The 23,313-nt window shown below is 47.1% G+C and carries 23 protein-coding genes; 17 read left to right on the top strand and 6 right to left on the bottom strand.

Going from position 1 to position 23,313, the window contains the following annotated elements; all coding sequences use genetic code 11:
- Positions 1-138 precede the first annotated feature (138 nt).
- From KB186_RS27290 to KB186_RS27310, 5 genes are all read left to right on the top strand, one after another.
- The gene (locus KB186_RS27290; RefSeq protein WP_232774762.1) at positions 139-1,890 is read left to right on the top strand and encodes an ABC transporter ATP-binding protein; all 1,752 of its coding nucleotides are present in this window, start codon (positions 139-141) and stop codon (positions 1,888-1,890) included.
- A gap of 4 nt (positions 1,891-1,894) precedes the next feature.
- Positions 1,895-3,952, top strand: coding sequence for an ABC transporter ATP-binding protein (locus KB186_RS27295; protein ID WP_232774763.1), 2,058 nt, complete (start codon positions 1,895-1,897; stop codon positions 3,950-3,952).
- A 73-nt stretch (positions 3,953-4,025) separates the two neighbouring features.
- Positions 4,026-4,352, top strand: a complete 327-nt coding sequence (locus KB186_RS27300; RefSeq protein ID WP_232774764.1) for a DUF1904 family protein — start codon at positions 4,026-4,028, stop codon at positions 4,350-4,352.
- Between the two features lie 237 nt (positions 4,353-4,589).
- Complete coding sequence (locus KB186_RS27305) at positions 4,590-5,162, top strand: RNA polymerase sigma factor (protein ID WP_232774765.1); 573 nt, start codon at positions 4,590-4,592, stop codon at positions 5,160-5,162.
- Positions 5,143-6,117 (top strand): hypothetical protein, encoded by a 975-nt coding sequence (locus KB186_RS27310; RefSeq protein WP_232774766.1) that lies wholly within the window; start codon positions 5,143-5,145, stop codon positions 6,115-6,117. Before KB186_RS27305 ends, KB186_RS27310 begins: the two co-directional genes overlap by 20 nt.
- 138 nt (positions 6,118-6,255) lie before the next feature.
- Here KB186_RS27310 and KB186_RS27315 read toward each other — a convergent pair whose 3' ends face one another.
- Positions 6,256-7,179 carry a DMT family transporter gene (locus KB186_RS27315; RefSeq protein WP_232774767.1) on the bottom strand — a complete coding sequence of 308 codons (924 nt, stop codon included), beginning with the start codon at positions 7,177-7,179 and terminating at the stop codon, positions 6,256-6,258.
- A gap of 109 nt (positions 7,180-7,288) precedes the next feature.
- Between KB186_RS27315 and KB186_RS27320 the strand changes: the two genes are divergently transcribed.
- Positions 7,289-8,716: an aminotransferase-like domain-containing protein gene (locus KB186_RS27320; RefSeq protein WP_173611233.1), complete on the top strand. Its 1,428-nt coding sequence runs from the start codon at positions 7,289-7,291 to the stop codon at positions 8,714-8,716.
- Between the two features lie 53 nt (positions 8,717-8,769).
- On the opposite strand, the gene KB186_RS27325 is transcribed toward KB186_RS27320, so the two are convergent.
- Positions 8,770-9,483 (bottom strand): alpha/beta fold hydrolase, encoded by a 714-nt coding sequence (locus KB186_RS27325; RefSeq protein WP_173611234.1) that lies wholly within the window; start codon positions 9,481-9,483, stop codon positions 8,770-8,772.
- 178 nt (positions 9,484-9,661) lie between these two features.
- Between KB186_RS27325 and KB186_RS27330 the strand changes: the two genes are divergently transcribed.
- Positions 9,662-10,321, top strand: a complete 660-nt coding sequence (locus tag KB186_RS27330) for a Crp/Fnr family transcriptional regulator (protein WP_221868356.1) — start codon at positions 9,662-9,664, stop codon at positions 10,319-10,321.
- A gap of 179 nt (positions 10,322-10,500) precedes the next feature.
- On the opposite strand, the gene KB186_RS27335 is transcribed toward KB186_RS27330, so the two are convergent.
- The 3 genes from KB186_RS27335 to KB186_RS27345 form a co-directional block, all read right to left on the bottom strand.
- Positions 10,501-10,701, bottom strand: a complete 201-nt coding sequence (locus KB186_RS27335) for a cold-shock protein (protein ID WP_007721941.1) — start codon at positions 10,699-10,701, stop codon at positions 10,501-10,503.
- Between the two features lie 214 nt (positions 10,702-10,915).
- Positions 10,916-11,602, bottom strand: a complete 687-nt coding sequence (gene rluF / locus KB186_RS27340) for a 23S rRNA pseudouridine(2604) synthase RluF (protein ID WP_232774768.1) — start codon at positions 11,600-11,602, stop codon at positions 10,916-10,918.
- 15 nt (positions 11,603-11,617) lie between these two features.
- Positions 11,618-12,268, bottom strand: coding sequence for an MOSC domain-containing protein (locus KB186_RS27345; RefSeq protein WP_232774770.1), 651 nt, complete (start codon positions 12,266-12,268; stop codon positions 11,618-11,620).
- Between the two features lie 145 nt (positions 12,269-12,413).
- On the opposite strand from KB186_RS27345, the gene KB186_RS27350 reads away from it, so the two are divergent.
- From KB186_RS27350 to KB186_RS27395, 10 genes are all read left to right on the top strand, one after another.
- On the top strand, positions 12,414-13,862 hold the full coding sequence (locus KB186_RS27350; protein ID WP_173611238.1) for a nicotinate phosphoribosyltransferase: 1,449 nt from the start codon (positions 12,414-12,416) through the stop codon (positions 13,860-13,862).
- A gap of 197 nt (positions 13,863-14,059) precedes the next feature.
- The gene (locus tag KB186_RS27355) at positions 14,060-15,319 is read left to right on the top strand and encodes a Glu/Leu/Phe/Val family dehydrogenase (RefSeq protein ID WP_232774771.1); all 1,260 of its coding nucleotides are present in this window, start codon (positions 14,060-14,062) and stop codon (positions 15,317-15,319) included.
- A gap of 142 nt (positions 15,320-15,461) precedes the next feature.
- Positions 15,462-16,382: a homoserine O-acetyltransferase MetA gene (metA, locus tag KB186_RS27360; protein WP_106785588.1), complete on the top strand. Its 921-nt coding sequence runs from the start codon at positions 15,462-15,464 to the stop codon at positions 16,380-16,382.
- 132 nt (positions 16,383-16,514) lie between these two features.
- Positions 16,515-17,705, top strand: coding sequence for an ROK family transcriptional regulator (locus KB186_RS27365; protein WP_232774772.1), 1,191 nt, complete (start codon positions 16,515-16,517; stop codon positions 17,703-17,705).
- Between the two features lie 93 nt (positions 17,706-17,798).
- Positions 17,799-18,911: an Ig-like domain-containing protein gene (locus KB186_RS27370; protein ID WP_173611240.1), complete on the top strand. Its 1,113-nt coding sequence runs from the start codon at positions 17,799-17,801 to the stop codon at positions 18,909-18,911.
- 111 nt (positions 18,912-19,022) lie between these two features.
- Positions 19,023-19,919 carry a LysR family transcriptional regulator gene (locus tag KB186_RS27375; protein WP_232774773.1) on the top strand — a complete coding sequence of 299 codons (897 nt, stop codon included), beginning with the start codon at positions 19,023-19,025 and terminating at the stop codon, positions 19,917-19,919.
- Positions 19,920-20,033: 114 nt separating this feature from the next.
- Positions 20,034-20,423, top strand: coding sequence for a CidA/LrgA family protein (locus KB186_RS27380; RefSeq protein ID WP_173611242.1), 390 nt, complete (start codon positions 20,034-20,036; stop codon positions 20,421-20,423).
- Entirely contained in the window at positions 20,401-21,099 is a 699-nt protein-coding gene (locus KB186_RS27385; protein ID WP_232774774.1) for an LrgB family protein, read from the top strand. The genes KB186_RS27380 and KB186_RS27385 overlap by 23 nt, the downstream gene beginning before the upstream one ends.
- Positions 21,100-21,195: 96 nt before the next feature.
- Positions 21,196-21,621, top strand: a complete 426-nt coding sequence (locus KB186_RS27390; RefSeq protein WP_221868350.1) for a GNAT family acetyltransferase — start codon at positions 21,196-21,198, stop codon at positions 21,619-21,621.
- A 98-nt stretch (positions 21,622-21,719) separates the two neighbouring features.
- Positions 21,720-22,631, top strand: coding sequence for a DMT family transporter (locus KB186_RS27395; RefSeq protein ID WP_232774775.1), 912 nt, complete (start codon positions 21,720-21,722; stop codon positions 22,629-22,631).
- Positions 22,632-22,802: 171 nt separating this feature from the next.
- Here the strand turns inward: KB186_RS27395 and KB186_RS27400 are convergent, their stop codons facing one another.
- Positions 22,803-23,192, bottom strand: a complete 390-nt coding sequence (locus tag KB186_RS27400) for a hypothetical protein (RefSeq protein ID WP_232774776.1) — start codon at positions 23,190-23,192, stop codon at positions 22,803-22,805.
- Positions 23,193-23,313: the final 121 nt, after the last annotated feature.

Here is a 23,313-nt window from a genome sequence, read left to right on the forward strand (position 1 = left end):
AACATGGCGTAGGTTACCTTTTGTAGCCTGCGCCTTTTCTATTTTTGTTGAGGAAAAGGCATGTTGCTCACGGGCGATGTGTCTTTTTTGTCCCTAAAAAAGGCACCCAGCCAGCTAAAGAGAGGGGAGAAACAAAAGATGTTCTCGGTTTTGGCAAAGCTTGATTGGTTTTTCAAGGAGCATTGGAAACGTTATACGGTCGCTATTCTGCTATTGATTCTAGGCGGCCTACTGGAGATTATCCCTCCAAAAATCATCGGGGTGGCTATTGATGAGATTCACCTGGGGACGCTAACTGGAGAGCGGCTGGTATCCATTTTGCTGTTTTTCGGCGTATTGTCTGTCGCGATTTATTGGGTCAATTTTATCTGGATTCGCCAGCTGTTCGGGGGAGCGTTTCTGGCGGAACGGACGTTGCGTTCGAAGCTTATGACGCATTTTTTGCGGATGACGCCAACGTTTTATCAGCGCAATCGTACTGGTGATCTGATGGCGCGAGCGACAAATGACCTCAAGGCTGTCTCAATGACGACAGGCTTCGGGATTTTGACGATGGTGGATTCGCTATCTTTTACAGGGGCAATCGTGCTGACAATGGGCTTTTTGATCAGTTGGAAGCTGACCTTAGCGGCGATCCTTCCATTGCCGTTCATGGCCTATATCATCAAGCAGTATGGGAAAAAAATTCACGAGCGATTTTCAACCGCACAATCCTCGTTTGGCGAGCTAAACGATCGCGTACTGGAATCTGTCTCTGGTGTTCGTGTGATTCGAGCTTACGTACAGGAAATGGCGGATCAGGAGCGCTTTCGTCAAAAAACACATGAAGTGTATCAAAAAAATATCGATGTAGCGAGAATCGATTCGTTGATTGAGCCGACCGTCAAAATATTGGTTGGGATCAGTTATATGATCGGCTTGATCTACGGTGGCTATCTTGTGTTTCAAAGAGAACTGACCTTGGGAGAGCTGGTCTCGTTTAACGTCTATCTAGGGATGCTCATTTGGCCGATGTTTGCGATTGGCGAATTGATCAATGTAATGCAAAGAGGAAGTGCCTCGCTGGATCGGGTCAATGAAACCTTGGCTTACGAAGCCGATGTGACGGATCACGACAGACCGGTTCATATTGCAGTACCAGAAGTCATTCGATTTGACTCCGTGACATTCCGCTATCCATCTGCGCAGGTTGACCAACTAGTGGATGTCTCCTTTACCCTTGGTCGGGGGCAAACGCTAGGAATCGTCGGGCGTACGGGAAGCGGGAAATCCACGCTGGTGCGACAGTTGCTTCGCGAATTTCCGGTAGGACGGGGAGCTATCAGTGTTTCGGGAGAGGCGCTAGAACAGATCAGCCTGGATAACATCAAGAGTTGGATCGGCTATGTACCGCAGGAGCAGATTCTGTTCTCGAAGACAGTCCGCGAAAACATCCTGTTCGGGAACAACGAGGCAACAGAAGAACAATTACAGGAAGTATTGAAGCAGGCAGCGTTTGCTAGGGATGTGCAACTACTGCCTGAAGGCTTGCAAACGCTCGTTGGTGAAAAAGGCGTAGCCCTTTCTGGCGGGCAAAAACAGCGGGTCTCGATTGCCCGGGCTCTTTTAGTCAATCCGGAGATCTTGATTCTCGATGATGCCATGTCAGCGGTGGATGGAAAAACCGAAGCGGAGATGATCGCCAATATTCGCCGGGAGCGTGCAGGTAAAACAACGCTGATCACCACACATCGCTTATCGGCCGTCCAGCATGCAGATTGGATTCTCGTCATGGACGAAGGGCGAATCGTCGAGGAAGGTACACATGCACAGCTAGTGGAGCTGGGTGGTTGGTATAAAGAACAATTCGAGAAACAGCAGATTGAAGCGACGCTGACAGAAAGCGGGTGAATGAATGACGACAGGGAAAAGGCTAGTCCATTATGCATCCATTTTTAAAAAGACGATCCTTCTGGCGATATTGATGCTGTCCATCTCGGTTGGGGCAGAACTGACGGGACCGTTTTTGGCAAAAAAAATGATCGATACGCACATCATGGGCATTGAATTCCCGTGGTATGAGACGGCACAGCGTGAGGATTCCGTGTTATACAAAGGGAAGTACTACACGAGACAGGACCACTTGGCAGCAGGGGAGAGCACAGGTGGGGAAGTTCGTGTTTTACAAGTGGGTCGCGACTATTATTTCTTGAATCAGGCGATTTCGTATGATGGGCAGCGCTCCATTGAGGATGGGAAGCTCGTCATTGTCAAAGGTGCGGATCGAGCGGAGTATCAGGCCACTCTCTTAAGCAATCAGGAGATATTTGAATTTTTCCGGCCAGAGACAAGCGGCCTGCTCACACTGGCTGCTCTCTATTTCGGACTATTGGTAGTTGCCTCACTTTTCCATTATGGGCAAAAATTTTTATGGCAAAAATCAGCGAATCAGGTCATCGAGAGACTGCGTATTGATGTGTTCGCGCATATTCAACGACTGCCCATTCAATATTTCGATCATCTCCCTGCCGGGAAGGTGGTTGCTCGTGTCACAAACGATACGGAGGCAATCCGGGAGCTGTTTACGAATGTGCTCGGCAACTTTATTACGAGCGGGATTTATTTAGTCGGTATTTTCGCAGCGCTGTTCTTGCTTGATGTACGGCTCGCGCTCGTTTGTCTGGTCATTTTGCCAATCATGGTCGTGTGGATTTACTTGTACCGCAAGTACGCCTCTGCATTCAACCATGTCATTCGGGCACGCATCAGTGACATCAACGGAATGATCAACGAGTCGATCCAAGGGATGCCGATCATTCAGGCATTTCGCAGAGAAAAGGAAACGATGCGGGAATTCGGCGAACTAAACGAAGAACTGTTCACCTATCAAAATAAAATGCTACGGCTCAATGCGACCGCTTCGTTTAATCTGGTTCAGTTCATCCGCAATATCGCGTTTGTGTTGTTCATCTGGTATTTCGGCGGAGCGTCCCTCGGTATAGGTACACTGCTCTCGCTTGGTGTCCTCTACGCATTCGTCGATTATCTCAACCGCTTGTTCCAGCCGATGACACAAATCGTCAACCAACTGGCGAACCTGGAGCAATCTCTCGTTGCGGCATCACGTGTTTTTGAACTGCTGGATGAAGAAGGCGTTGACGTTGATCCTGTAAAGGTTCCGTGCTATCAGGGGAATGTCCGTTTTGACGATGTTTCTTTTGCCTACAAAGACGACCAATATGTGTTGAAAAACATTTCATTCGAAGCTTGGCCAGGAGAGACAGTGGCACTGGTTGGTCACACAGGCTCGGGAAAAAGCTCGATTATCAATCTGTTACTCCGCTTCTATGATGTTAACAGAGGAGCGATTATGATTGATGGGCGCAATGTCCAGTCGTTTTCCAAACAGCAGCTTCGGCAGCATATGGCTATTGTTTTGCAGGACCCGTTTTTGTTTACAGGAACAATTCGTTCCAATGTGAGTCTGGATGATCCGTCGATTTCGCCGGAAAAAGTGGAGAAGGCCTTATGTGATGTAGGGGCAGACCAACTGTTCCGCAGTCTTCCGCAAGGATTCGATGAACCTGTTATCGAGAAGGGCAGCACGCTTTCACTCGGACAGCGTCAGTTGATTTCGTTTGCGCGTGCTCTCGCATTTGACCCGGCTATCCTCATTCTGGATGAAGCGACTGCCAGCATTGACACGGAAACAGAGGGCATTATTCAAAATGCACTTGAAGTGTTGAAAAAAGGGAGAACGACCTTCATCATTGCTCATCGCCTGTCTACGATCAAAAATGCAGATCAAATTCTCGTACTGGATCGAGGCAGAATTGTAGAGCGAGGAAAGCATGAAGACTTGATGGAGAAGCAAGGCAGGTACTATCAGATGTATCAATTGCAGCAAGGGAACAAAGAAGTGCGGGTGCAAGAGGCAGTAGGTAAGCACGGGAGCGCTGCAGCTCTTACCTAGTTTTTTCTACTCTTTTTGCTTCTTGAACGGTAAGATAGAGCATAGAAGTATGGATTTTTCAGGAGGGATCATCATGCCACATCTTATCGTTCGAGGCATTCAAGCTGAACAAATGGCCACGATTAGCGAACCGCTTGCAGTGGAGCTTGCTGCACTCTGCCAATGCGGTACAGACAATTTCACAATCGAATGCTTGCATACAACAGGCGTTTTTGGCGGGAAGATCGTGGAGTCGTTTCCTTTTATCGAAGTAGCCTGGTTTGAGCGGGGACAAGAAATTCGTGACCAGTTTGCCCAGATTGTAACCAAGCATGTCTTATCTCTTGGCATCCTAGAAGTGGAAATGGCATTTGTCGCTTATCAAAAAGAAAGCTATTACGCCAACGGAGAGCATTTCTAAAGAGCAGCCGACAGGTGCTGTCGATTTCCCGGGAAAGAATCAAGACATTCGACAAAAGTATAGACAAATAAATGAATGCAAGCATGGAATAAGGGTGTTCCTTCCTGTAGTACGAGGTTCTTCGTACGAGACGGGTGGAACACCCTTTTCATTTTATTAGCAGAACCAAAAATTTCTAAAATAGGTGTCACAAACAAAAGATGCCAGTTGTTATTCATAGTGAGAGGAGGGCAAACCGTGGAAAAAACAGAGATAGAGCGCCTGCTGATCGAAATAAAAGCGGGTTCTCTTGAGCAATACGAACTCATCATCGATCACTATCAACAACCGATCTTTACATACTGCTATCACATGCTCGGTCATCGCCAAGATGCGGAAGACGCTGTCCAGGAAGTTCTGTTTCGTGCCTACGAGCATCTTGACCAGTATACGTACTCGCTGTCATTTTCTGCATGGCTGTACCGGATCGCTTACAACCATTGTGCGAATGTACTAAAGCGCAGGAAATTAAGTCGCGTGTTGCCCTTTTTGTACAACCGTGATCAGGATGGACGCAATTATGTCGAGGAGAGCATCGACAGCAATTATCTCGGAGAGCCGATCGAGCGTATTTGGAAACGGCTGTCCGCTGAAGAACGAACACTCATTTTCCTGCGTGTGCTAGAGGAAAGAGAGTACGAGGAAATATCGGAGCTGATGGACAAAAATCCTGCGGCTCTGCGCAAGCAATTCGAACGCGTTTTGAAAAAGTGCAAACGTTATTTGCCAACGATGGAAGGGGTGGCCGCTAATGGACAAAGTTCCGTTTAATCTCATGCAAGGCATGCTGAGAGCGAAGCCAGTCCCGAAAGTCGATGTCAAACATAAGGTCATGGCAGCAATTCGTGCGAAGGAAAACAAGGAGGAGAAAGTCGTGAAAAAGAAAATAGGTTTGCTAGTCACTGTAGGTATGCTCGTCGGAGCGTCTTCTGTATGGGCAGGAGTAGAAATGATTCAATTGAAAAATGAGAAGGGCGAAGTAGTGCTAAAGCTTAAACAAATGAGTATGGAAGAACAGCAACAAAAGATGCAACAGCTCCCCCCTGACATAAAGGATCAGATCAAGAATCGAAATGCAGAGATTTTTAAACAGTTGGATACGGGGGAACAAATCGTCAATGGATTAAAACCTGGCGAAGCGGTTGCCATTTATTGGCCGCTGACAAAACTTCAGTTGGAATCAAATCCAAACAGTACTCCGTTCGTAGATGTTCGATCCAAGCCTTTTACCTATACAACGTGGAAGAACATGGAACAAAAGGTTGGCCATCTGTTCAAGGTACCGGCAGAGCTGGGGACGGATTTCAAGTTTGTAGCAGGTGAAGCGATCTATCTTCCAAGTGACAAGTATGATGAGAAAGCGATGAAAGAGGAACAAGAAAGAACGAAAAAAGAATACGTGATACAACCAATTCCATTATCAGACAAGCTTCGTGATGCAGAGATTGAGTACAAGGGCCAAAAAGGAAGTGCTTTCTTAGAAGTTTCCATCCTGGGTGACAACAATAAAAGTGGAGGTACACTTGCGGAGAATTTGGAGAAAGTCATGATTGACGACAATGAAGCCGTGTACTCCACTTTCGCACCTGAAAATGGGGACACCGTTCACTCTTTGGATTGGGTGAAAAATGGGACAAAGATTAACTATAGCTTGAGAGCCAAGATGAGTGTAAGCACGAAAGTAGAGCTGCTGAAAATGGCGGAACAAATCAATCAAGCAAAATAATGAGAAATTCCTTCAGAGAAAGTGGCATCCAAAGACGAGTTGATCAAAACACCGAGCAGATCAACGATAAAATAACCATATTCCTAAAAGAGGAGTACCACAAAGCACAGTTTGGCTTGTGGTACTCCTTTTCTTTCGCTAATTGCTTACATCACGTAGCTTGTTTGCCTTTTTGCCCATCAACTGTTTCAAGCCATTCATATTAATCAGGATAATCCCGACAATAATCGTGATTCCCCCTGCTAACGACAGGAGATAAAGCGGTTCATTGTACAGGATGACGCCCAAGCTTAAGGCAATCAACGGAGAGATATAGAGCCACGTGGATGGAAACACAGGGTTGGTTTTGGCAACAAGCCAATAGAAAATGGTGTGCCCCATCATGGAACCAACGAAGACCAAGTACAGGAGCGAGAGGATCGCATTAGCCGTGAGCATCGATTCGATATGCACTTGCTCTGTAAATAACGATAAAACAAGCAGCATGGCTCCTCCATACATCATCTGTGCCGCATTCAAAGCGATGGGTGAGGTATCTTGAAACCGTTGGATGACGCTCCGGGAGTATACTGCACCAGCAGAATAAAAGATTTCCCCGAATATGACTGCCATGCACCCTGCAAGCCAAAGGAGACTGAATGAGATGGTCACACCGGGTAAAATCAGCAAAAAGACACCGACAAAGGCAACCAAGCAACCCGCCAACGCAATACCGGGGGGCTTTTGCCGAGTAATACCGGTCTGAAGCAGCATCACCATGAGAGGGCCTGTTGCAGATAATATCGCTGCAATTCCTGAACTTACATGCTGCTCTGCCCAATACAAGGGGGCAAATGTCCCGAACGTCAAACCGATACCGGTAAGGAGCATTTCTTTATGAAACAGCAGCGAGAGACGCGCCTGTTTTTTCCAGAGCATGAATGAAAACAAAATGACACCTGCCAGAAAGAACCGAAGTCCTCCTGAGAAAAACGGCGGAGCTCCAGCATCGATCCCGACTTTGATTGCCAGAAAAGTCGTTCCGAATATCAAGCACATGACCACATAATTAAGCAGTACCATTATGATTCCTCCCTTTTCCTCATCATAAGGGGAAGGGAATAGAACAGATGAAATAGAATAGAACAGATACAAAGATCCATCCATTATCATGGGGGAAGGGGGGAGCGGCATGAAAAGGAAGGCTCTTTCAAACAGTCATTCTGATAAGCTGTTCGAACAAGTGTATGACTATCTTCTGGACCGAATCAGACGCGATGAGTGGAGGGCACATGAAAAGCTCCCATCTGTTCGAACGTTGGCGTTGGAATTGAATGTGCATCGCCTGACGGTTTTTAAAGCATTTCAATTATTAAAGCAAAACCGCCATGTGTACGTGAAGGATAAGTCGGGGTATTATGTACAACCGAGCAGCCTGTTGCCAGTGGAGTCGATGAATGATCCAATCGTTTCTGCCTATGTGCACAAGAGTTATCTTTCGGAAATTCATCAGGTGCAGGCGACCTATCAATTTTCCAAAGCATTGATCGAACCTAATTTATTGCCGAATCATTACTTTTCCGAGTACGTGAAGAAAGTGTTTGATCTGTATCCAAAAGTGCTGGGTACCTACTCAACCACACAGGGAGATCAGGAGCTGCGGGAAGCACTGTGCAGCTATTATGTTAGCCGTAATCATTTTCACCTGACCCCCGATGAGCTGATGATTACATCTGGTTCGCAGGAAGCGATTGATTTGGTTGCCAGAGTCCTTGTAAAGCCGCGTGATGTCGTGTTGATTGAGAGACCTACGTACAGTCCGGCCATCGATGTATTCGGAAGACAGGGCGCCAACATGATTTCCATCGAGATTTCGCCGGATGGCTATGATTTGGAGCAGGTTGAACTGTTGATGCAAAAAGAAAAACCACGCCTGTTTTATCTCAATCCGACCTTTCATAATCCGACAGGGTATACGGTTCCCGCTGAACAACGGAAGAGACTGGTGGAGCTGGCTGCGAAGTATCAGTGTCTGATCGTAGAGGATGATCCGTGCCGCGATATTTACTTCGGTGACGAGCCTCCACTGCCGTTTTTTTCTTACGACACGGCAGGCTATGTCATCTATCTGCGCAGCTTTAGCAAGTACATCGGGCCGGGGTTGAGTATTGCGACTGTGGCATGCCGTCCATCTATTATGAATTATTTGATTCAGGCAAAATCACTATCCGACAGTGGGGCGCCCCTGCTGAATCAAAAGATTTTTTTGCATTATTTCTTCTCCGAACGGATGCAGCAGCATTTGGCGAAGCTGCGGATTGCATTGGCCATTCGCCGGGATATTATGGAGGAAGAGCTGTCTGTGACCGACTGGGAGTGGTCCAGTCCACCAGGAGGCTTTAATTTATGGGTGAAGCTGCCTGATTCAGTCCCGATGGATAGTCTTTTGGCGAAATGCATAGAACAATCGATTACGTTTGTGCCCGGTGCGATCTGTGATCCGCTGCGGGAGTTAAGCTCTTGGATACGCATCAGTTATTCCTATTTGAATGAACAACAGTTGCGGGATGGAATGCAAAGACTCGTCAGTACGGTTCGTCAGTTGAATATAGAGGAATAGGAATGAAGCAAGGCTGCCGACATTGATGGTCGACAGCCTTGTTTTTGGTGATTTTATAATTTGCTGACTAGATCGAGATGATTTACCAGCTCTTCTGGCTTCGACAAGAAAGGCGCATGATCGGCTTCCATTGTAAAGACCTTGCTGCAAGGTGTTTCTGTATTCATTCTTCGTTGGAAATCGATTGGAATTGCGTTGTCTAATGTTGTTTCAATATAGATGCGATCGACACTTCCGAATTTCTCTTCCGTAATTTGTACTGGTTGTGTAAACGGCGCGAGCGCTTGGGGACGGCAACGCTTCATCGAAGCCAGCCGCAGTGTCTCATCCTCAACCGCGTTGAAAAATGTTTCTTCTACAGTCTCGAGCTTTGGAGCCAGTGTCATGTCGGCTTCATTCAATTCGAATTCCGGGCCTTTTTCTCCTTCTGACTTGCTTATGAGACTTTCCCCGTTTTTCGGCAAGAATGCGCAAAGGTAGACGAGCTTATCAATTTGGTCATGTGCTTTTTCAGCGGTTTGCGTAATGACTACGCCACCCATGCTGTGTCCGACAAGGATTACTTTTTCGTTTTGTTGCTTGATCAGGTCGGATACTTTCTCTACGTAGAGATCCAGTGTCACTTGCTCTGGAGGTGTCATGTCTTGTCCACTTCCAGGTAAGTCCAATGTCGCGACCTTGTGTCCCAATGCTTCCAGCTCAGGTTTTACTTTTTCCCATACCCATTCACCTTGGCATGCTCCATGAACCAATACATACGTACTCATATACATACATCTCCTTCGTTTCATGATGATCGTTCGTTAGTGTTAACGAAGCGATTTCTGCTTAACCAGCGTGTTCTTGTGTTCGTGCCTCTTGAGTGCAATAATAATAAAAATCTGTATCGGTAATCTGTGACTTTGTCACCAAGTTATTTTTTTCACAAGGAGGTTCTTCGTCCATATGCAAAAGGAGCAGATTGCGGAAGTCCTTGCACGTTTTCCAAGTCTGGCGGGACTTACTCCAGAAGAATGGCAAGAGGAGGGAATCTCCATCACTACGGTTCCAGCCAACTTTACCATTGATGAAGGCGAGTTTTTGGAGAATGCGCCATTAATCTTGGATGGGTTGGTTCGTATTTTTAAACTGAGCAGCGATGGGAGAGAGGTTACCTTGTACAGGCTATCGGCTGGCGAATGCTGCCCACTTATCGCGTCTAGCATACTGGGAGAAACAGTGTATGAAGCCTCGGCTTGTGTGGAGAAGCCGAGTATGGTCCTGAACGTCCCGACGAAGATTTATAAGAAATGGATCGAGAAGCATCAAGGCTTTCGCCAGTATATTTTTCAATCTTTTGCGCGGCGATTGATCATCATGTCGAACTTGATTGACGACATTAACTTTAAGTCCATTCGAGTGCGGATTTGCGAATATTTGATCGAGCATACAAGTGCGGAGAATGATTCGCTCGCCATTACCCATGATCAGTTGGCAATTGAGCTGGGGACTGCTCGTGAAGTGATTAGCCGGACACTAAAGAAAATGGAAAAAGAAGGGCTACTGCGTGTTGCACGGGGACAAATTACGGATATTCAACGTTTTAGACTGCCTATGGTCGAATAATCCCTATTTGAAAATATAAAAATTTTAGGAAGCGACATGTACTGTGTTATACTGAGTCTACCATTTACTGTTCTGTAGCATTCCCTACTCGATTTACGTGAGTAGGGTTTTTTATTTGTGTCTCAGACAACAAAAAAACAGACACCCTTACAGGAGTCTGTTTTTTGTGTTTGGTTAAATTAAACTTTTTGAACGTTAGTAGCTTGTGGTCCGCGTTGGCCTTGCTCTACGTCAAAAGTAACTTTTTGACCTTCGTCAAGGGATTTGAAACCGTCGCCTTGGATAGCGGAGAAGTGAACGAATACGTCTTCTTTTCCTTCGCGCTCAATAAAACCAAAACCTTTTTCTGCGTTAAACCATTTTACTGTACCTTGTTCCATTGTTATTGCCTCCTAGTGTGTTACACACATATATTACTATCCTTGCTCTCAGGATCATCTAGACGAAAATTTGCTATCTACGCTATCCGTTGCTTCGAACAAAAATAATTCTCTATTAGCATAACAGGATATTGAAAGGATAGCAAATTATTCGCGTAAATTTATGAAAGAAAATATAGATGAGCCACTATACTAACTTCAACCCGTCCTGATTTCATAAGCTTTTATTCAGATCAGTCAATTCCTTGGGCGTCAGATTGCGCCATTGCCCCAATTTCAAATTCCCCAGAGCAATGTTCATGATGCGTACCCGCTCAAGCTTTCGCACCTGATAACCAAAAGCCTGGCACATCCGTCTGATTTGTCGATTCAGTCCTTGTGTCAGCACAATATTGAAGACGCGGTCGCTGACTTTGGTTACTTTGCAAGGCTTTGTAGTCGTTCCGAGAATACGTACGCCGTTTGCCATTCCGTGCAAGAAATTCGCTGTGATGGGCTTGTCTACGGTGACGATGTACTCTTTGTCATGATTGTTCTCGGCACGCAAAATTTTGTTTACGATATCCCCGTCATTGGTTAACAGGATGAGGCCTTGCGAATCCTTATCCAGACGCCCGATAGGAAAAATCCTCTCCGGGTGATTCACGAAATCGATGATATTGCCTTTGACGTGCAGTTCAGTGGTACACGTAATTCCGACAGGCTTGTTCAGGGCGATGTAGACATCTTTCTTTTTGACACCGAGCGGTTGCCCATCGATGCGCACGTCATCTCCTGACGCAACCGTACTTCCCAGTTCCGCGAGTTGGCCATTGATCGTCACGCGCTTGGCCTCGATTAATTTATCGGCTTCTCTTCGCGAGCAAATGCCGGTTTCACTGATGAACTTATTAATTCGCATGAGACGTTCCTTTCGCTATTGCTGCTGCTTTTCCAGTTTTTCAAGTAGTTTATTCCGCCAAGGAAGGGCCAATTCCTCCACCTCAAGCATACGCTGTATCGTCTCTTGGGAAGGTGACTTGTCGTGGAAGTATAAGTGATGGATGGAAGCCACACTGATTTGCTTCGGATGAGCAGAGATTAGGGTAATCTCTGAATCTGGCTTGATTGTTCCTTCCTGCAAGACGCGGAAGAAATAGCCCGTATAGCCCAGTTCCACCACCGCTTTGAGCAACTGGTTATTGTTGTTTCGCTTGTTGATCGTCGCGCAAGGAAATCTGCCCTGGGTCACTTGCAGGATGGTATCACCGAATTGGTACACATCCCCGATACAGACCTGCTCCTCTGTCATGCCAGCGAGCGTGAGATTTTCTCCGAATGCCGCAATGGTCAGAGGCTGGCCGAATAACTTCTCCCAATGGGCATAATGTTCAAAAGGATACGCACAGACGACGCGGTCTGGCCCACCGTGGTACTCTGGATTCGCGATATCGTCGTCAGCAATTTTCTCGGAACGGACAACGAGCTCGTCTGCTTCTTCCTTCCAAATTCCGGAGAGATATTCCTTGCCGTTGTACATATTACTTTTAGGTAATCCTTTACTAATTGTAACGATTTTTCTGCTCAACTAATGTTCACTCCCAGCCTGTACGATTGCTTCTCTTTTTATCCCCATACTATACCACATTCCCTAATATCCTCCACAGCGGATGGGCACCAGCGGACGCTTCTGGTATGATGATAGAAAGGAATACACAGGAGGCCTCAGTGACATGCAATCATTTGGTGTGGCACTACACACAGATAAATATCAAATCAACATGATGTACGCCCATTGGGTAAACGGAACACACAATCAGAAGGTCGTTTTCGAAGCATTTTTCCGCAAGCTGCCTTTTGGAAACGGGTACGCTGTATCTGCCGGATTGGAACGAATTGTTTCCTATATTAAAAATTTGCGATTTGAAGAAAGCGATCTCAAATATTTGAGTGAGCAGGAGGAGAACTACGATCCGAAGTTTTTGGAAGAGCTGCGTCAGCTTCGTTTTAACGGCTCGCTCTACTCCGTGAAGGAGGGAACCGTGGTTTTCCCGAATGAGCCGTTGATTCGCGTAGAGGGGCGTGTCATGGAGGCACAGCTGGTTGAGACGGCCCTGTTGAACTACATGAACTACCAGACGCTGATTGCGACCAAAGCCTCGCGGATTAAAAACGTGGCGGGCAATGATGTTCTTATGGAGTTCGGAACAAGAAGGGCGCAGGAGGCAGATGCCGCGCTGTGGGGGACGCGGGCAGCGTACTTGGCTGGATTCGACGCGACCTCGAACATGCTGGCAGGGAAAATGTTTGGCATTCCGACAAAAGGGACGCACGCTCACTCATGGGTACAGAGCTTTGAGAGTGAGGAAGAAGCATTTGAGCGCTTCGCAGCAGCTCTACCAGGACAGGTAACCTTGCTGGTCGACACTTACGATACGCTCAAAAGCGGCGTACCGAATGCAATTAAGGTCGGAAAACGCCTGGAGAAACAAGGCAAAAAGCTGACGGCGGTGCGCCTTGACAGTGGCGACTTGACGTATTTGTCCTGCAAGACGCGCGAAATGCTTGATAAGGCGGGCATGACCGATGTGCAAATTGTCGCTTCCAACGATCTCGATGAGCACACGATTATGAACCTGAAGGTACAAGGAGCACGCGTCAATAGCTGGGGAGTAGGAACGCAGCTCATCACGGCAGCGGATCAGCCGACACTCGGAGGCGTATACAAGCTGGTGGCGCGCGAAGGCGCTGACGGAAAATATCAGCCGACCATCAAAATCTCCGGGAATCCGGAAAAAGTCACAACGCCGGGCATCAAAGATATGTACCGATTGATTGATCCGGAAACAGGGAAAGCGATTGCTGACTACATGTGCTTCCCACATGAAACAACGGTCGATGATGGAGCCCCTCTCCATTTGTTCCATCCGAGCCATACGTATTTGAGCAAGAATTTGGAGAACTACCAGGCAGAGTCGCTGCTCATTCCGATATTTATGGATGGGGAACTGGTTTATGAACTGCCGACCCTCCAAGAGATTCGCAACTACCATCGTGAGCAACTCAAGCTGTTCTGGCCTGAATACTTGCGCATGCTGAATCCGGAGCATTACCGCCTGCACATCAGCGAAGAGATGTGGGAGACGAAAACAAAACTGATGAAGGCGTATTTGAAAAAATAGGGAAAAACGTCTGATGTGTCGTGAGGATGCATCGGGCGTTTTTTATTTGTTTGCCAAAAATAACACAATAATGTGAAAACAAAGAAAATAAATTGTCTGAATTTACTTTCATCGTATATAATTACTCCATTCATCCTTTAGCTCTGCGCCAAGGTGATGTAGAAAATGCATGCGAAAAGTATTGGGGAGGAAGAGAGATGCTAAATACTGTAGAGAAAGAAAACCTGAATCCATACGAAATTGTGCAAAAACAGATTGATGCTGCAGCGGCATTGTTGGGTTTGCGTAGCGATGCTGTAGAAATTTTAAAGCGACCCAAACGCGTATTGGCCGTCAGCTTTCCTGTCAAGATGGACGATGGCAGCGTGCGTGTCTTTGAAGGCTACCGATCACAGCATAATGATGCGGTAGGACCGACCAAAGGCGGGATTCGCTTTCATCCTGATGTGACGATGGATGAAGTCAAGGCGCTCTCCATGTGGATGTCATTCAAATGTGGCGTGGTTGGTCTTCCTTATGGCGGCGGAAAAGGCGGTGTCATATGTGATCCTCACGAGTTCAGCAAAAATGAGCTGGAGCGAGTCAGCCGCGGCTTCATGGAAGCTATCGCTGATATTGTCGGACCTGAGACAGACATACCTGCACCTGATGTGTATACGACCCCACAAATCATGGGCTGGATGATGGATACGTACAGTCGATTAAAAGGCAGCTATTCTCCGGGAGTGATCACGGGAAAACCTCTCTCGGTCGGCGGCTCCAAGGGAAGAAACGAAGCGACTGCCCGGGGATGTGTCTTTACAATATTGGAGGCGTTAAAAGATTCTGGGCGCAAGCCGGAACAAACAACAGTCGCGATTCAAGGCTTTGGCAATGCGGGAAGAATAGCAGCGAGGCTTTTAACAGAGCTGGGCTTCAAAATCGTGGCGGTCAGTGACTCACGCGGAGGAATTTATGATGCTGTCGGCTTGGACATTGAAAAGGTAGGCCAGTTAAAGGACAACGCCACTATATTGGAGTATGCAGGTGGTACGGTCATCTCCAATGAACAGCTGTTGGAGCTCGAAGTGGATATTCTGATCCCGGCCGCGTTGGAAAATGTCATCACAGCAGCGAATGCCCACAACATTCAGGCCAAGTGGATTGCAGAAGCGGCTAACGGACCTACTACACCCGATGCAGATGCCATTTTGCGGGAAAAAGGGATTACCGTGATCCCGGATATTCTCGCCAATGCAGGTGGCGTAACCGTTTCTTATTTTGAATGGGTGCAAAACCTGATGAATTACTACTGGTCCGAGGTTGAGGTAAACGAAAAGCTGCAAACGACCATGATTAACGCTTATCGGGCCGTGAAAGAGCTCTCAGATCAATACAAGGTGGACTTACGCACGGGAGCTTATATGATCTCGCTTTTGCGAATTACGGAGGCGATGGAAGCGCGCGGCTGGATTTAAGGGAAGAGACCTCTTGCAACTTGCTTGCAAGGGGATTTTTTCATTTTCCCCTGCGGGATTAGCAGGAAGGCAAGTATTTTTGTCGAATTTGTCGGATTATTGTTTTTCTACCTGTGTTCAAAGGATGGAAAGGGGGATCTTTATGCCAATCAAATTGCCCGACGAATTGCCTGCAACGGAAATACTCGCCCAAGAAAATATTTTTGTGATGAAGGATAGTCGTGCTTTCACGCAGGACATACGACCGCTCAGGATCGTCATTCTCAACCTCATGCCCGTGAAGGAAACAACGGAAACACAGTTGCTCCGTCTCCTGGGGAATACACCGCTACAGGTGGAAATCGTGCTATTGCACATGTCCAGTCATACATCCAAAAATACGTCGGAAGAACATTTATCGATGTTTTATAAAACGTTTGAGGAGATCCGTGACCAGCGATTTGATGGCATGATCATCACCGGAGCGCCAGTCGAACAGCTCGAGTTCACAGACGTCACGTATTGGCAGGAGCTAACAGAAATTCTCGATTGGAAAATGGAGAACGTCACGTCGACCCTGCATATTTGTTGGGGAGCACAAGCGGGTCTTTACCACCACTTTGGCGTTCCGAAGCATCCTTTGCCAGAAAAAATGTTCGGAATCTTCCCTCATACACTCAATAAGCAAAATGTGAAGCTGTTCCGCGGATTTGACAACTACTTCCACATCCCGCATTCCAGGCATACCGAAAATCGCAGGGAAGACATCGAGCAAGTGCCTGAACTGGAGATTTTGTCCGAGTCTGATGAAGCAGGGGTTTACATCGTAGCGACGAGGGATGGCAGACAAATTTTCGTGACAGGACATTCCGAGTACGATCCGACGACCCTGCAAGATGAGTACCAGCGGGATGTGAACAAAGGCTTGGATATAGCTGTTCCGCGTAATTACTATCCAAAGGACGATCCAAGCCGCGAGCCCATCGTCACTTGGCGCGCACATGCGAATTTGATGTTTTCCAACTGGTTAAACTATTATGTTTACCAAGAGACACCGTATGATTTGAACAACAACAAGCGATAGCAACGTAGCAGCCATCCGAGGTGATTCGGATGGTTTTTGTTTGGCCCGGTTGACGTAATAAATGGCGACAGGTAGTGTGAGAATAATCGCGCAGGAATACTACCGGGAATTCAAGCAAGATGGGAGTTTTGTATGATGAAAAAAATCATGAAACAAGATCAGGACGTCACCAAGCAGCATAACAAGCAAATGATCCTCGACATTATCAAAAAGCAAAGACCGATATCGCGTGCGGAAATCGCCAAAATTACGCGGATGAGTGCCACCTCGATTGGCAGATTTGTCAGCGAGCTGTGCGAAGAAGGACTGATTCGAGAGACAGAGCTTACCTCATCAGGTGTGGGTAGGAAGGCAATCATGCTCGACATCGAGCCGGGAGGCATTTATACAATTGGCGTGGATATGGCAAAAAAACGCATCAGCTTTGGGATCATGGACTTTAGCGAAGCGATTATTGCACAGCACCGGATGGATCATAAAACACAGGATTCTACACCGGAAGAAACGGCTGAACTGATTTGTAACGAGATCGAAGGGATGCTCAACCAGACCGGTATTCCGCTAGAAAAAGTGGTCGGGATCGGCATTGGAATGCCTGGGGTGATCAATTATGAGCGAGGGATTGTTCAGCTATCCACTACGCTGGACTGGAAGGACGTAGCGTTCGCCAGCCTGATTGAAAAAAGGCTGAAAATCAAAACCGTTATCGACAACGATTTGAAGGTGAAAATTCTCTCGGAGTACTTGTACGGATCTGCCAAAGGCTCGAACAAGACAGCCCTGATCGGCATTGGCACGGGTATCGGTTCTGCGTTGATTATCAATGGCGAAGTGTTTCGCGGGGGCTCCAATAGCGCAGGAGAGCTGGGGCATACAACGCTTGATCCGAATGGGAATCTGTGCGAATGCGGAAAACGAGGATGCCTGCAAACCTACATAGACGAAAATTCTTTGATCATAGAAGCGCGTCGGGTGAAGGATGTCAGTGATGTCCGACAGGTTTTCGCGGCGGCGAGAAACGAAGAGCGCTGGGCGAAGGAAATTGTCTCACGTACTGCGTTGTACCTCGGAATCACGATTAACAATATTGTATGCATGTACAATCCAGATACCGTGATAGTAAGCGGTGATTTGGTGGAGAATTATCGCGAAATCATTGACTTGGTCGAGGAGCATAGCGATCAAGTGATCTGGGAGCCATTCAAGGGGAAATTCCGTGTCATTCCTTCTGAATTGAAGGGGGAGGCGATCGTGATGGGAGCAGGAGCTTTGGCAATGCAACACTTTGCACCCTTGGCAGGGAGATGGGCAGAAGAAGCATGACTTGCTTGGCCATTTTGTATTCAACAAGTACGGCTGTTTAGCCGATATAGGAAATGGTGGAAAAGTAGAGAGGAAAAGGAGAGGGATGTGAGTATGAAAAACTGGCAAAAAGGGATGCTCGCTACGGCTGTTACCGTTGGGCTAATCTTTTCCGGTGTCGGTCAAGTACCGGCATTGGCAAATTCTTCGACGACAAGTACGCAGAAGAAGATTTCCAAGCTTGTGGTTGATACAAAGACAGTAAAGTTGAAAAAAGCGGGGACACAGCAGTTGAACGTCCGCGTTCAATACACAGATAAAACAACGGAAGACGTCACACAGCAAGCGGAGTGGACTTCCTCTGACAGTGACATCGCAAGCGTTGACAAGGGCTTGGTTACAGCAGTTAGTTCCGGGAAAACAAGAGTGAAAGCAAGCTTTGGGGGCAAAAGTGTGAATGTCCCTGTTGAGATCGATGTGATTTCCAAGCTCACTGCTGATCAGAAGAAACTGGCTCTCGGCGTGGGAGGCACGAAACAGGTAAACGCAACTGCGACCTTCTCTGACAAGTCTACTGCTGATGTAACGGCTCAGGCAGAGTGGGAAAGCAATGATACAGAGATCGTAACGGTAGCGAATGGGTTGGTTACGGCAGTAGGCTCGGGCACAGCGAAGCTCAAAGTGAAGTACGGTGGAAAAAGCGTATCCATTCCAGTAGAGGTGGATGTCGTCTCCAAGCTGGACAGTGATAAGAAAAAGCTGTACCTGCGTCCAGACACTACCCAGTCGATTACGCTGCTGGCTACCCTGTCTACCAAAGAAAAAGTCGATGTAACAAGCAAAGCCAAGTGGACATCCGACGATGCAAAAGTCGCCACAGTTGAAAACGGAGTCGTGACAACTGTAGGCTCAGGCAAAACGAGAATCAAAGCAACTTACGGTGGTAAGACGATCTCGATCCCTGTAGAGTCTGCTGTCATCTCCAAATTGGAATTTGACATGAAAAAGGCCGATCTCAAAGTCGGCGAATCAAAAGACTTGAAGGTATCTGTTATCTATACCGACAAAACCAAGGTTGACGTCACAACCGATGCAGACTGGATCTCTACGAACAGCTCCGTTGTGACTGTAGCGGATGGCAAGATCACGGCTGTAAAAGCAGGTCGTGCAACGATTGCGGCGACGTATAATGGAAAAGTTGTAAAAATACAAGTAACCGTGAAGTAACTCACGCTGGAGGAAAAGCCAGGGCGCGACTGCGTACCTGGCTTTTTCGCATACTCTAGCCTGTGGTAATCTGTAGCTAACGCTTTTGATTGGACGAAGACGGAGGGCATCATGGATATTCGACAGCTGCAATACTTTGTGGAAGTAGTTAAACATAAAAACTTTACGAAGGCCGCGCAATCCCTCCACGTCTCCCAGCCTTCTATCAGCAAAATGATCAAGGCATTGGAAGAAGAGCTAGAGGTAGTTCTGCTGGATCGGACGGAGCGGAAAATGGATCTGACAGACGCTGGGGAAATGGTCTACAGCTATGCGACCAAAGTGTTGCAGCTTATGGAAGGCATGTCGTCGGCGATTGCAGAATTGCGAAATGTCGAGCGTGGTCGGGTCAAACTGGGTATGATGCCGACAGTGGGTTCTTTTCTCTTGCCGAATGTGATTGCCTTGTTTAAAAAGCAGTATCCAGGCATCGATATCGAGATGAAGGAATACAGCGCCAAGCTGCTTGAAATCCAAATGGAGCAAGGCAGCATCGATGTAGCATTAACCGTTCTTCCAACGGATCAGGAAAAATTTGTGGCGGTTCCCTTGCTCGCAGAAGACCTCGTCGCGATCGTGCATCGGGAGCATTGGCTCGCGGGAGTCGATGAGGTGAGCTTGGAACAGCTCAAGGACGAGGCTTTCATTTTGTTTACCGAAGAGTACGCGATGCATGATGTGGTGCGCCAAGCGTGCAAGCTGTCCGGCTTTGAACCGAAAGTCGCTTACATGAGCTCTTTATGGGATTTTGTCGGAGAGATGGTGGCTACCCAGCTGGGGATCTCACTCATTCCACGATCCATCGTGAGACGCTTGAATAACGGACAATTGCACACTGTCAACATTTCGTACCCGGTGATTGACTGGCAGTATGCCTTGATTTATCGAAAAGAAGGGTATTTATCGCATGCGACAAAGGCTTTTATATCGTTTGTAGAGAAAATGTACAGTCATAACCAAATGGAATAGAAATGATGATTTTTATGTATTGTACGAATGGAATCGGGACGGCTTAGAATGAAGGTAACTCGTTCAAACAGTAACTTTTTGAACAACCTTTGTAGAGCAACTGGGGTGGTCTCGATGAAAAGATGGTTCTCCATCATCGCACAAGTTTTGCTTTTGTTCGGCTTCACCTGGCTTGGGAAATGGGTGAGCTTGTTTTTTCACCTTCCAGTTCCCGGCAGTCTGATCGGACTCGCGCTTTTGTTCATTTGTCTATATACCGGCTTGATTCGTCTACAATGGGTGGAAGCAGGAGCGACTCTGTTATTCTCGCAGATGATCCTGTTTTTCGTACCATCGCTGGTCGGGATGATGCAGTATCCATGGTTATTAGGTATAAAAGGATTGCTGGTGCTTGTGGTCGTCGTGAGCGGTTGTGCGCTTGTGATGATTTCGACAGGTGTTGTTGCTGAGCGCATGTTCAATCGTGGAGAGGTGAAACAGCATGATCCTGTGGAAAACATCTAGCGTGATTCTGACACTCTTTTTCTTCTATGGGGCCAAACGTTTCAATAAGAAAAGACCGTCTTTGCTGTTTTCTCCGGCTGTTTTGGCGCCGATTGGATTGATTCTGTTTTTGCTTTTCGCAGGCATTCCTTATCAGGTGTATAGTGAAGCAACCTCGCTCATTAGTGAGATGATGAGCGTAGTCACAGTGGCGTTTGCGATTCCGCTGTACCGAAATTGGTCGGTGTTAATGACGCATCGCCGGATGATTTTGACGAGTCTCGCTACGGGTTCCCTGATTGCCATCATTGCAGGAGTATCTACGACGATGCTCGTCGGATTGGGAAAAGAAGCGGCGATTAGCGTCATTCCTCGCTCGATTACTCTGCCTATTGCGGTGAGCGTAACCGAGGCGATTGGCGGAATGCCTACGATGACAGCGGTATTTGGCATGCTGACCAGCTTCGCAGGCGTTTTTCTTGCTCCCAAGATCATCAAGAGAATGAGGCTCCGTCATCCTGTTTCCATTGGCTTGATGTACGGAATGGGTGCACATGCGTTGGGGATGGTAAAAGCGTTTGAGCGTGGGGAAACAGAAGGAAGCAGTGCGACTTTGGCTGTGATCGCCGGAGCGATGATTACAGTAGTGTGGGCGTTTGCCTTGCTGCCCGTGATTATGTCGTGGCTGGCTGTGTGAAGGAAGGGGCTGTTAGATAGCCCCTTTTTGTATTACAATAATCGTATAAAAATAGAATCAAGTGAATAAAAATACACAAGATAGTGGTGAGCAAACATGAGAATTGAATCATTCTCTTTGCAACAATACGAGGACGTCATTCAGCTATGGCAACGAGCCGGATTACAGCTTTCTTGCTCGGATACACGTGAGGGATTGCGTAAAAAGCTGGAGCGAGACGCAGAGCTTTTCTTGGTGGCAATGAATGAGGAGGAAAGGATGATAGCAGCTGTAATGGGCAGCTATGACGGACGGCGAGGATGGGTGAATCATCTGGCAGTCGATCCGGATTTCCAAGGACAAGACATAGGGAGCAGGCTGATGGATGAGCTGGAAAAGCGGCTGGCGAATATCGGGTGTGAAAAGATTAATCTGTTGATCGAGCCGGCCAATCATGGTGTACAAGCTTTTTACAATCAGCTTGGGTATGAGCGTGACGAACTAATTTTCATGGAGAAGTGGATTGCTTCTGGTAAAGGATAAAAATGGAAGTGTATCATGACCGCCCAAATGCTGGCGAAAGGTGTATGATAGAGGACAAATAAAAGCTTCATAACTCTTTCATCTTGGCAGGAGGCAACATGAGACCGCTATATATCGTCCTATTACTCTGTACCAGCTTCCTTTGGGGAGGAAATTTTGTTGTCGGTAAATTTCTTGTCGGGCACGCGTCTTCCTTGACGTTGACCAATTTGCGCTGGCTCATTGCTGTTGTTTGTTTGTTGCCCGTTGTTTGGATACGCGAAAAGCGGATTTTTCCAACGCGAGAAGCACTCCTTCCTTTGATCGTGATGGGAGTAACCGGCGTAGCACTTTTTAATTTATTCATGTTCTGGGCCCTTGAGCGGACAGACGCGACCAATGTCGGGCTATTGTCCACGCTGAATCCAGTTTCAATTGCGATTTTTTCCTTTTTGCTGATGGGCGATAAAATTCGACCGTTGCAGATTGTCGCGATGCTGATTTCGTTTACAGGCGTGCTTGTGGTGATGACCAAAGGAGACTTCGCACACTTGTCCCAGTTGCATTTCAACACGGGCGATTTGTGGATGCTCGCCGCTGTCGCCATGTGGGGGATTTACTCCGTATGCGCGCGGTGGGCGATGAAGACCGTCTCGCCGATGATGTCCACGCTGTACTCGGGGATTTTCGGTGTTGCGCTGATGCTGCCCTTTAATGTCACTACATTTACGATCAGCAACACAGACTGGACGTTCTGGCTGTCGCTGTTCTACGTTGGTGTAATGGCGACTGTCGTCAGCATGGTATTGTGGAATATCGGTGTACAAAAGGTTGGCGCAACCTCAGCAGGTATGTTCCTCAATTTCAATCCTGTTTTTACGGCCATCCTCGCATTTCTTTTGCTCGGGGAGCGTATGACCATCATCCAAGTGCTCGGCAGTGTAATCGTCATTGTCGGCTGCTATATGTTCTCACGCTTAAAGCATGTCACGACTCCGACAGCACATTCAGTCAAACAAGCACAAGGCTAAAACGGAAATCCCTCGTCTGCTCAAACAGGCGGGGGATTTTTTGGTAAATAGGCATTTATAAAAAATAAATTTACCAGAGTGCAAATTAGGCACTCTGCAAATTGCCAAACCCCGCCAAAAGCTCTATCAGAGTCGAGGCGGGGTTTAACGGTATAACGTGCTTTTTAACTTCTATGGTTCCTCATTTGCAAACATCTCCAACGTAGCTATAAGAATGTCTTTCTTTTTGGTATAGTAGTCTAAATATGGAGAACCTATTATCGCCGCACCTTCAATCATTGAACAAAAATCATAAACAGGTATAGGGCGTCCGATTCCTAGGGCAGCACCTACTGTCGATAGTAATGCCAGTAAACGAACCGGGTTCCATTCCCATTCCAAGAGTTGAAGAAGTTGGATGGCACTAGAAGCTCTTTTCGTTTGCTCGATCGTGTATACTTCAGGGAATCGCCCATCCGTCTTGTAGGCATGGGAAAACTCGTTATAGTAAGCTTCTGCTGCTAAATCGATATCGCGGTACATTTCTCTAAAATCAGTGTAAGGTTGACGCTCATTCTTCATTACTGTCACACCAACCTATCTTATAGGATGAAGTCATTGTATCAGAAAAAGTTGATAGCAATAGAGTAAAAACAAACCTCAACATCACAATTATGTGAGCGGAGAGGTTTGTTTTAGTCTT

It is taken from the genome of Brevibacillus sp. AF8, assembly GCF_021270385.1.
Taxonomy (GTDB): Bacteria; Bacillota; Bacilli; order Brevibacillales; family Brevibacillaceae; genus Brevibacillus.

Excerpts from the sequence above, each read along its gene's own strand:
- KB186_RS27350 (WP_173611238.1), top strand. The coding sequence starts at position 12,414 with ATGCAATCATTTGGTGTGGCACTACACACAGATAAATATCAAATCAAC.
- KB186_RS27335 (WP_007721941.1), bottom strand. The coding sequence starts at position 10,701 with ATGGAACAAGGTACAGTAAAATGGTTTAACGCAGAAAAAGGTTTTGGT.
- rluF (WP_232774768.1), bottom strand. The coding sequence starts at position 11,602 with ATGCGAATTAATAAGTTCATCAGTGAAACCGGCATTTGCTCGCGAAGA.
- KB186_RS27330 (WP_221868356.1), top strand. The coding sequence starts at position 9,662 with ATGCAAAAGGAGCAGATTGCGGAAGTCCTTGCACGTTTTCCAAGTCTG.
- KB186_RS27300 (WP_232774764.1), top strand. The coding sequence starts at position 4,026 with ATGCCACATCTTATCGTTCGAGGCATTCAAGCTGAACAAATGGCCACG.
- KB186_RS27380 (WP_173611242.1), top strand. The coding sequence starts at position 20,034 with ATGAAAAGATGGTTCTCCATCATCGCACAAGTTTTGCTTTTGTTCGGC.
- KB186_RS27295 (WP_232774763.1), top strand. The coding sequence starts at position 1,895 with ATGACGACAGGGAAAAGGCTAGTCCATTATGCATCCATTTTTAAAAAG.
- KB186_RS27290 (WP_232774762.1), top strand. The coding sequence starts at position 139 with ATGTTCTCGGTTTTGGCAAAGCTTGATTGGTTTTTCAAGGAGCATTGG.
- KB186_RS27385 (WP_232774774.1), top strand. The coding sequence starts at position 20,401 with ATGATCCTGTGGAAAACATCTAGCGTGATTCTGACACTCTTTTTCTTC.
- KB186_RS27315 (WP_232774767.1), bottom strand. The coding sequence starts at position 7,179 with ATGGTACTGCTTAATTATGTGGTCATGTGCTTGATATTCGGAACGACT.
- KB186_RS27310 (WP_232774766.1), top strand. The coding sequence starts at position 5,143 with ATGGACAAAGTTCCGTTTAATCTCATGCAAGGCATGCTGAGAGCGAAG.
- metA (WP_106785588.1), top strand. The coding sequence starts at position 15,462 with ATGCCAATCAAATTGCCCGACGAATTGCCTGCAACGGAAATACTCGCC.
- KB186_RS27395 (WP_232774775.1), top strand. The coding sequence starts at position 21,720 with ATGAGACCGCTATATATCGTCCTATTACTCTGTACCAGCTTCCTTTGG.
- KB186_RS27400 (WP_232774776.1), bottom strand. The coding sequence starts at position 23,192 with ATGAAGAATGAGCGTCAACCTTACACTGATTTTAGAGAAATGTACCGC.
- KB186_RS27355 (WP_232774771.1), top strand. The coding sequence starts at position 14,060 with ATGCTAAATACTGTAGAGAAAGAAAACCTGAATCCATACGAAATTGTG.
- KB186_RS27370 (WP_173611240.1), top strand. The coding sequence starts at position 17,799 with ATGAAAAACTGGCAAAAAGGGATGCTCGCTACGGCTGTTACCGTTGGG.
- KB186_RS27375 (WP_232774773.1), top strand. The coding sequence starts at position 19,023 with ATGGATATTCGACAGCTGCAATACTTTGTGGAAGTAGTTAAACATAAA.
- KB186_RS27390 (WP_221868350.1), top strand. The coding sequence starts at position 21,196 with ATGAGAATTGAATCATTCTCTTTGCAACAATACGAGGACGTCATTCAG.
- KB186_RS27325 (WP_173611234.1), bottom strand. The coding sequence starts at position 9,483 with ATGAGTACGTATGTATTGGTTCATGGAGCATGCCAAGGTGAATGGGTA.
- KB186_RS27320 (WP_173611233.1), top strand. The coding sequence starts at position 7,289 with ATGAAAAGGAAGGCTCTTTCAAACAGTCATTCTGATAAGCTGTTCGAA.
- KB186_RS27365 (WP_232774772.1), top strand. The coding sequence starts at position 16,515 with ATGATGAAAAAAATCATGAAACAAGATCAGGACGTCACCAAGCAGCAT.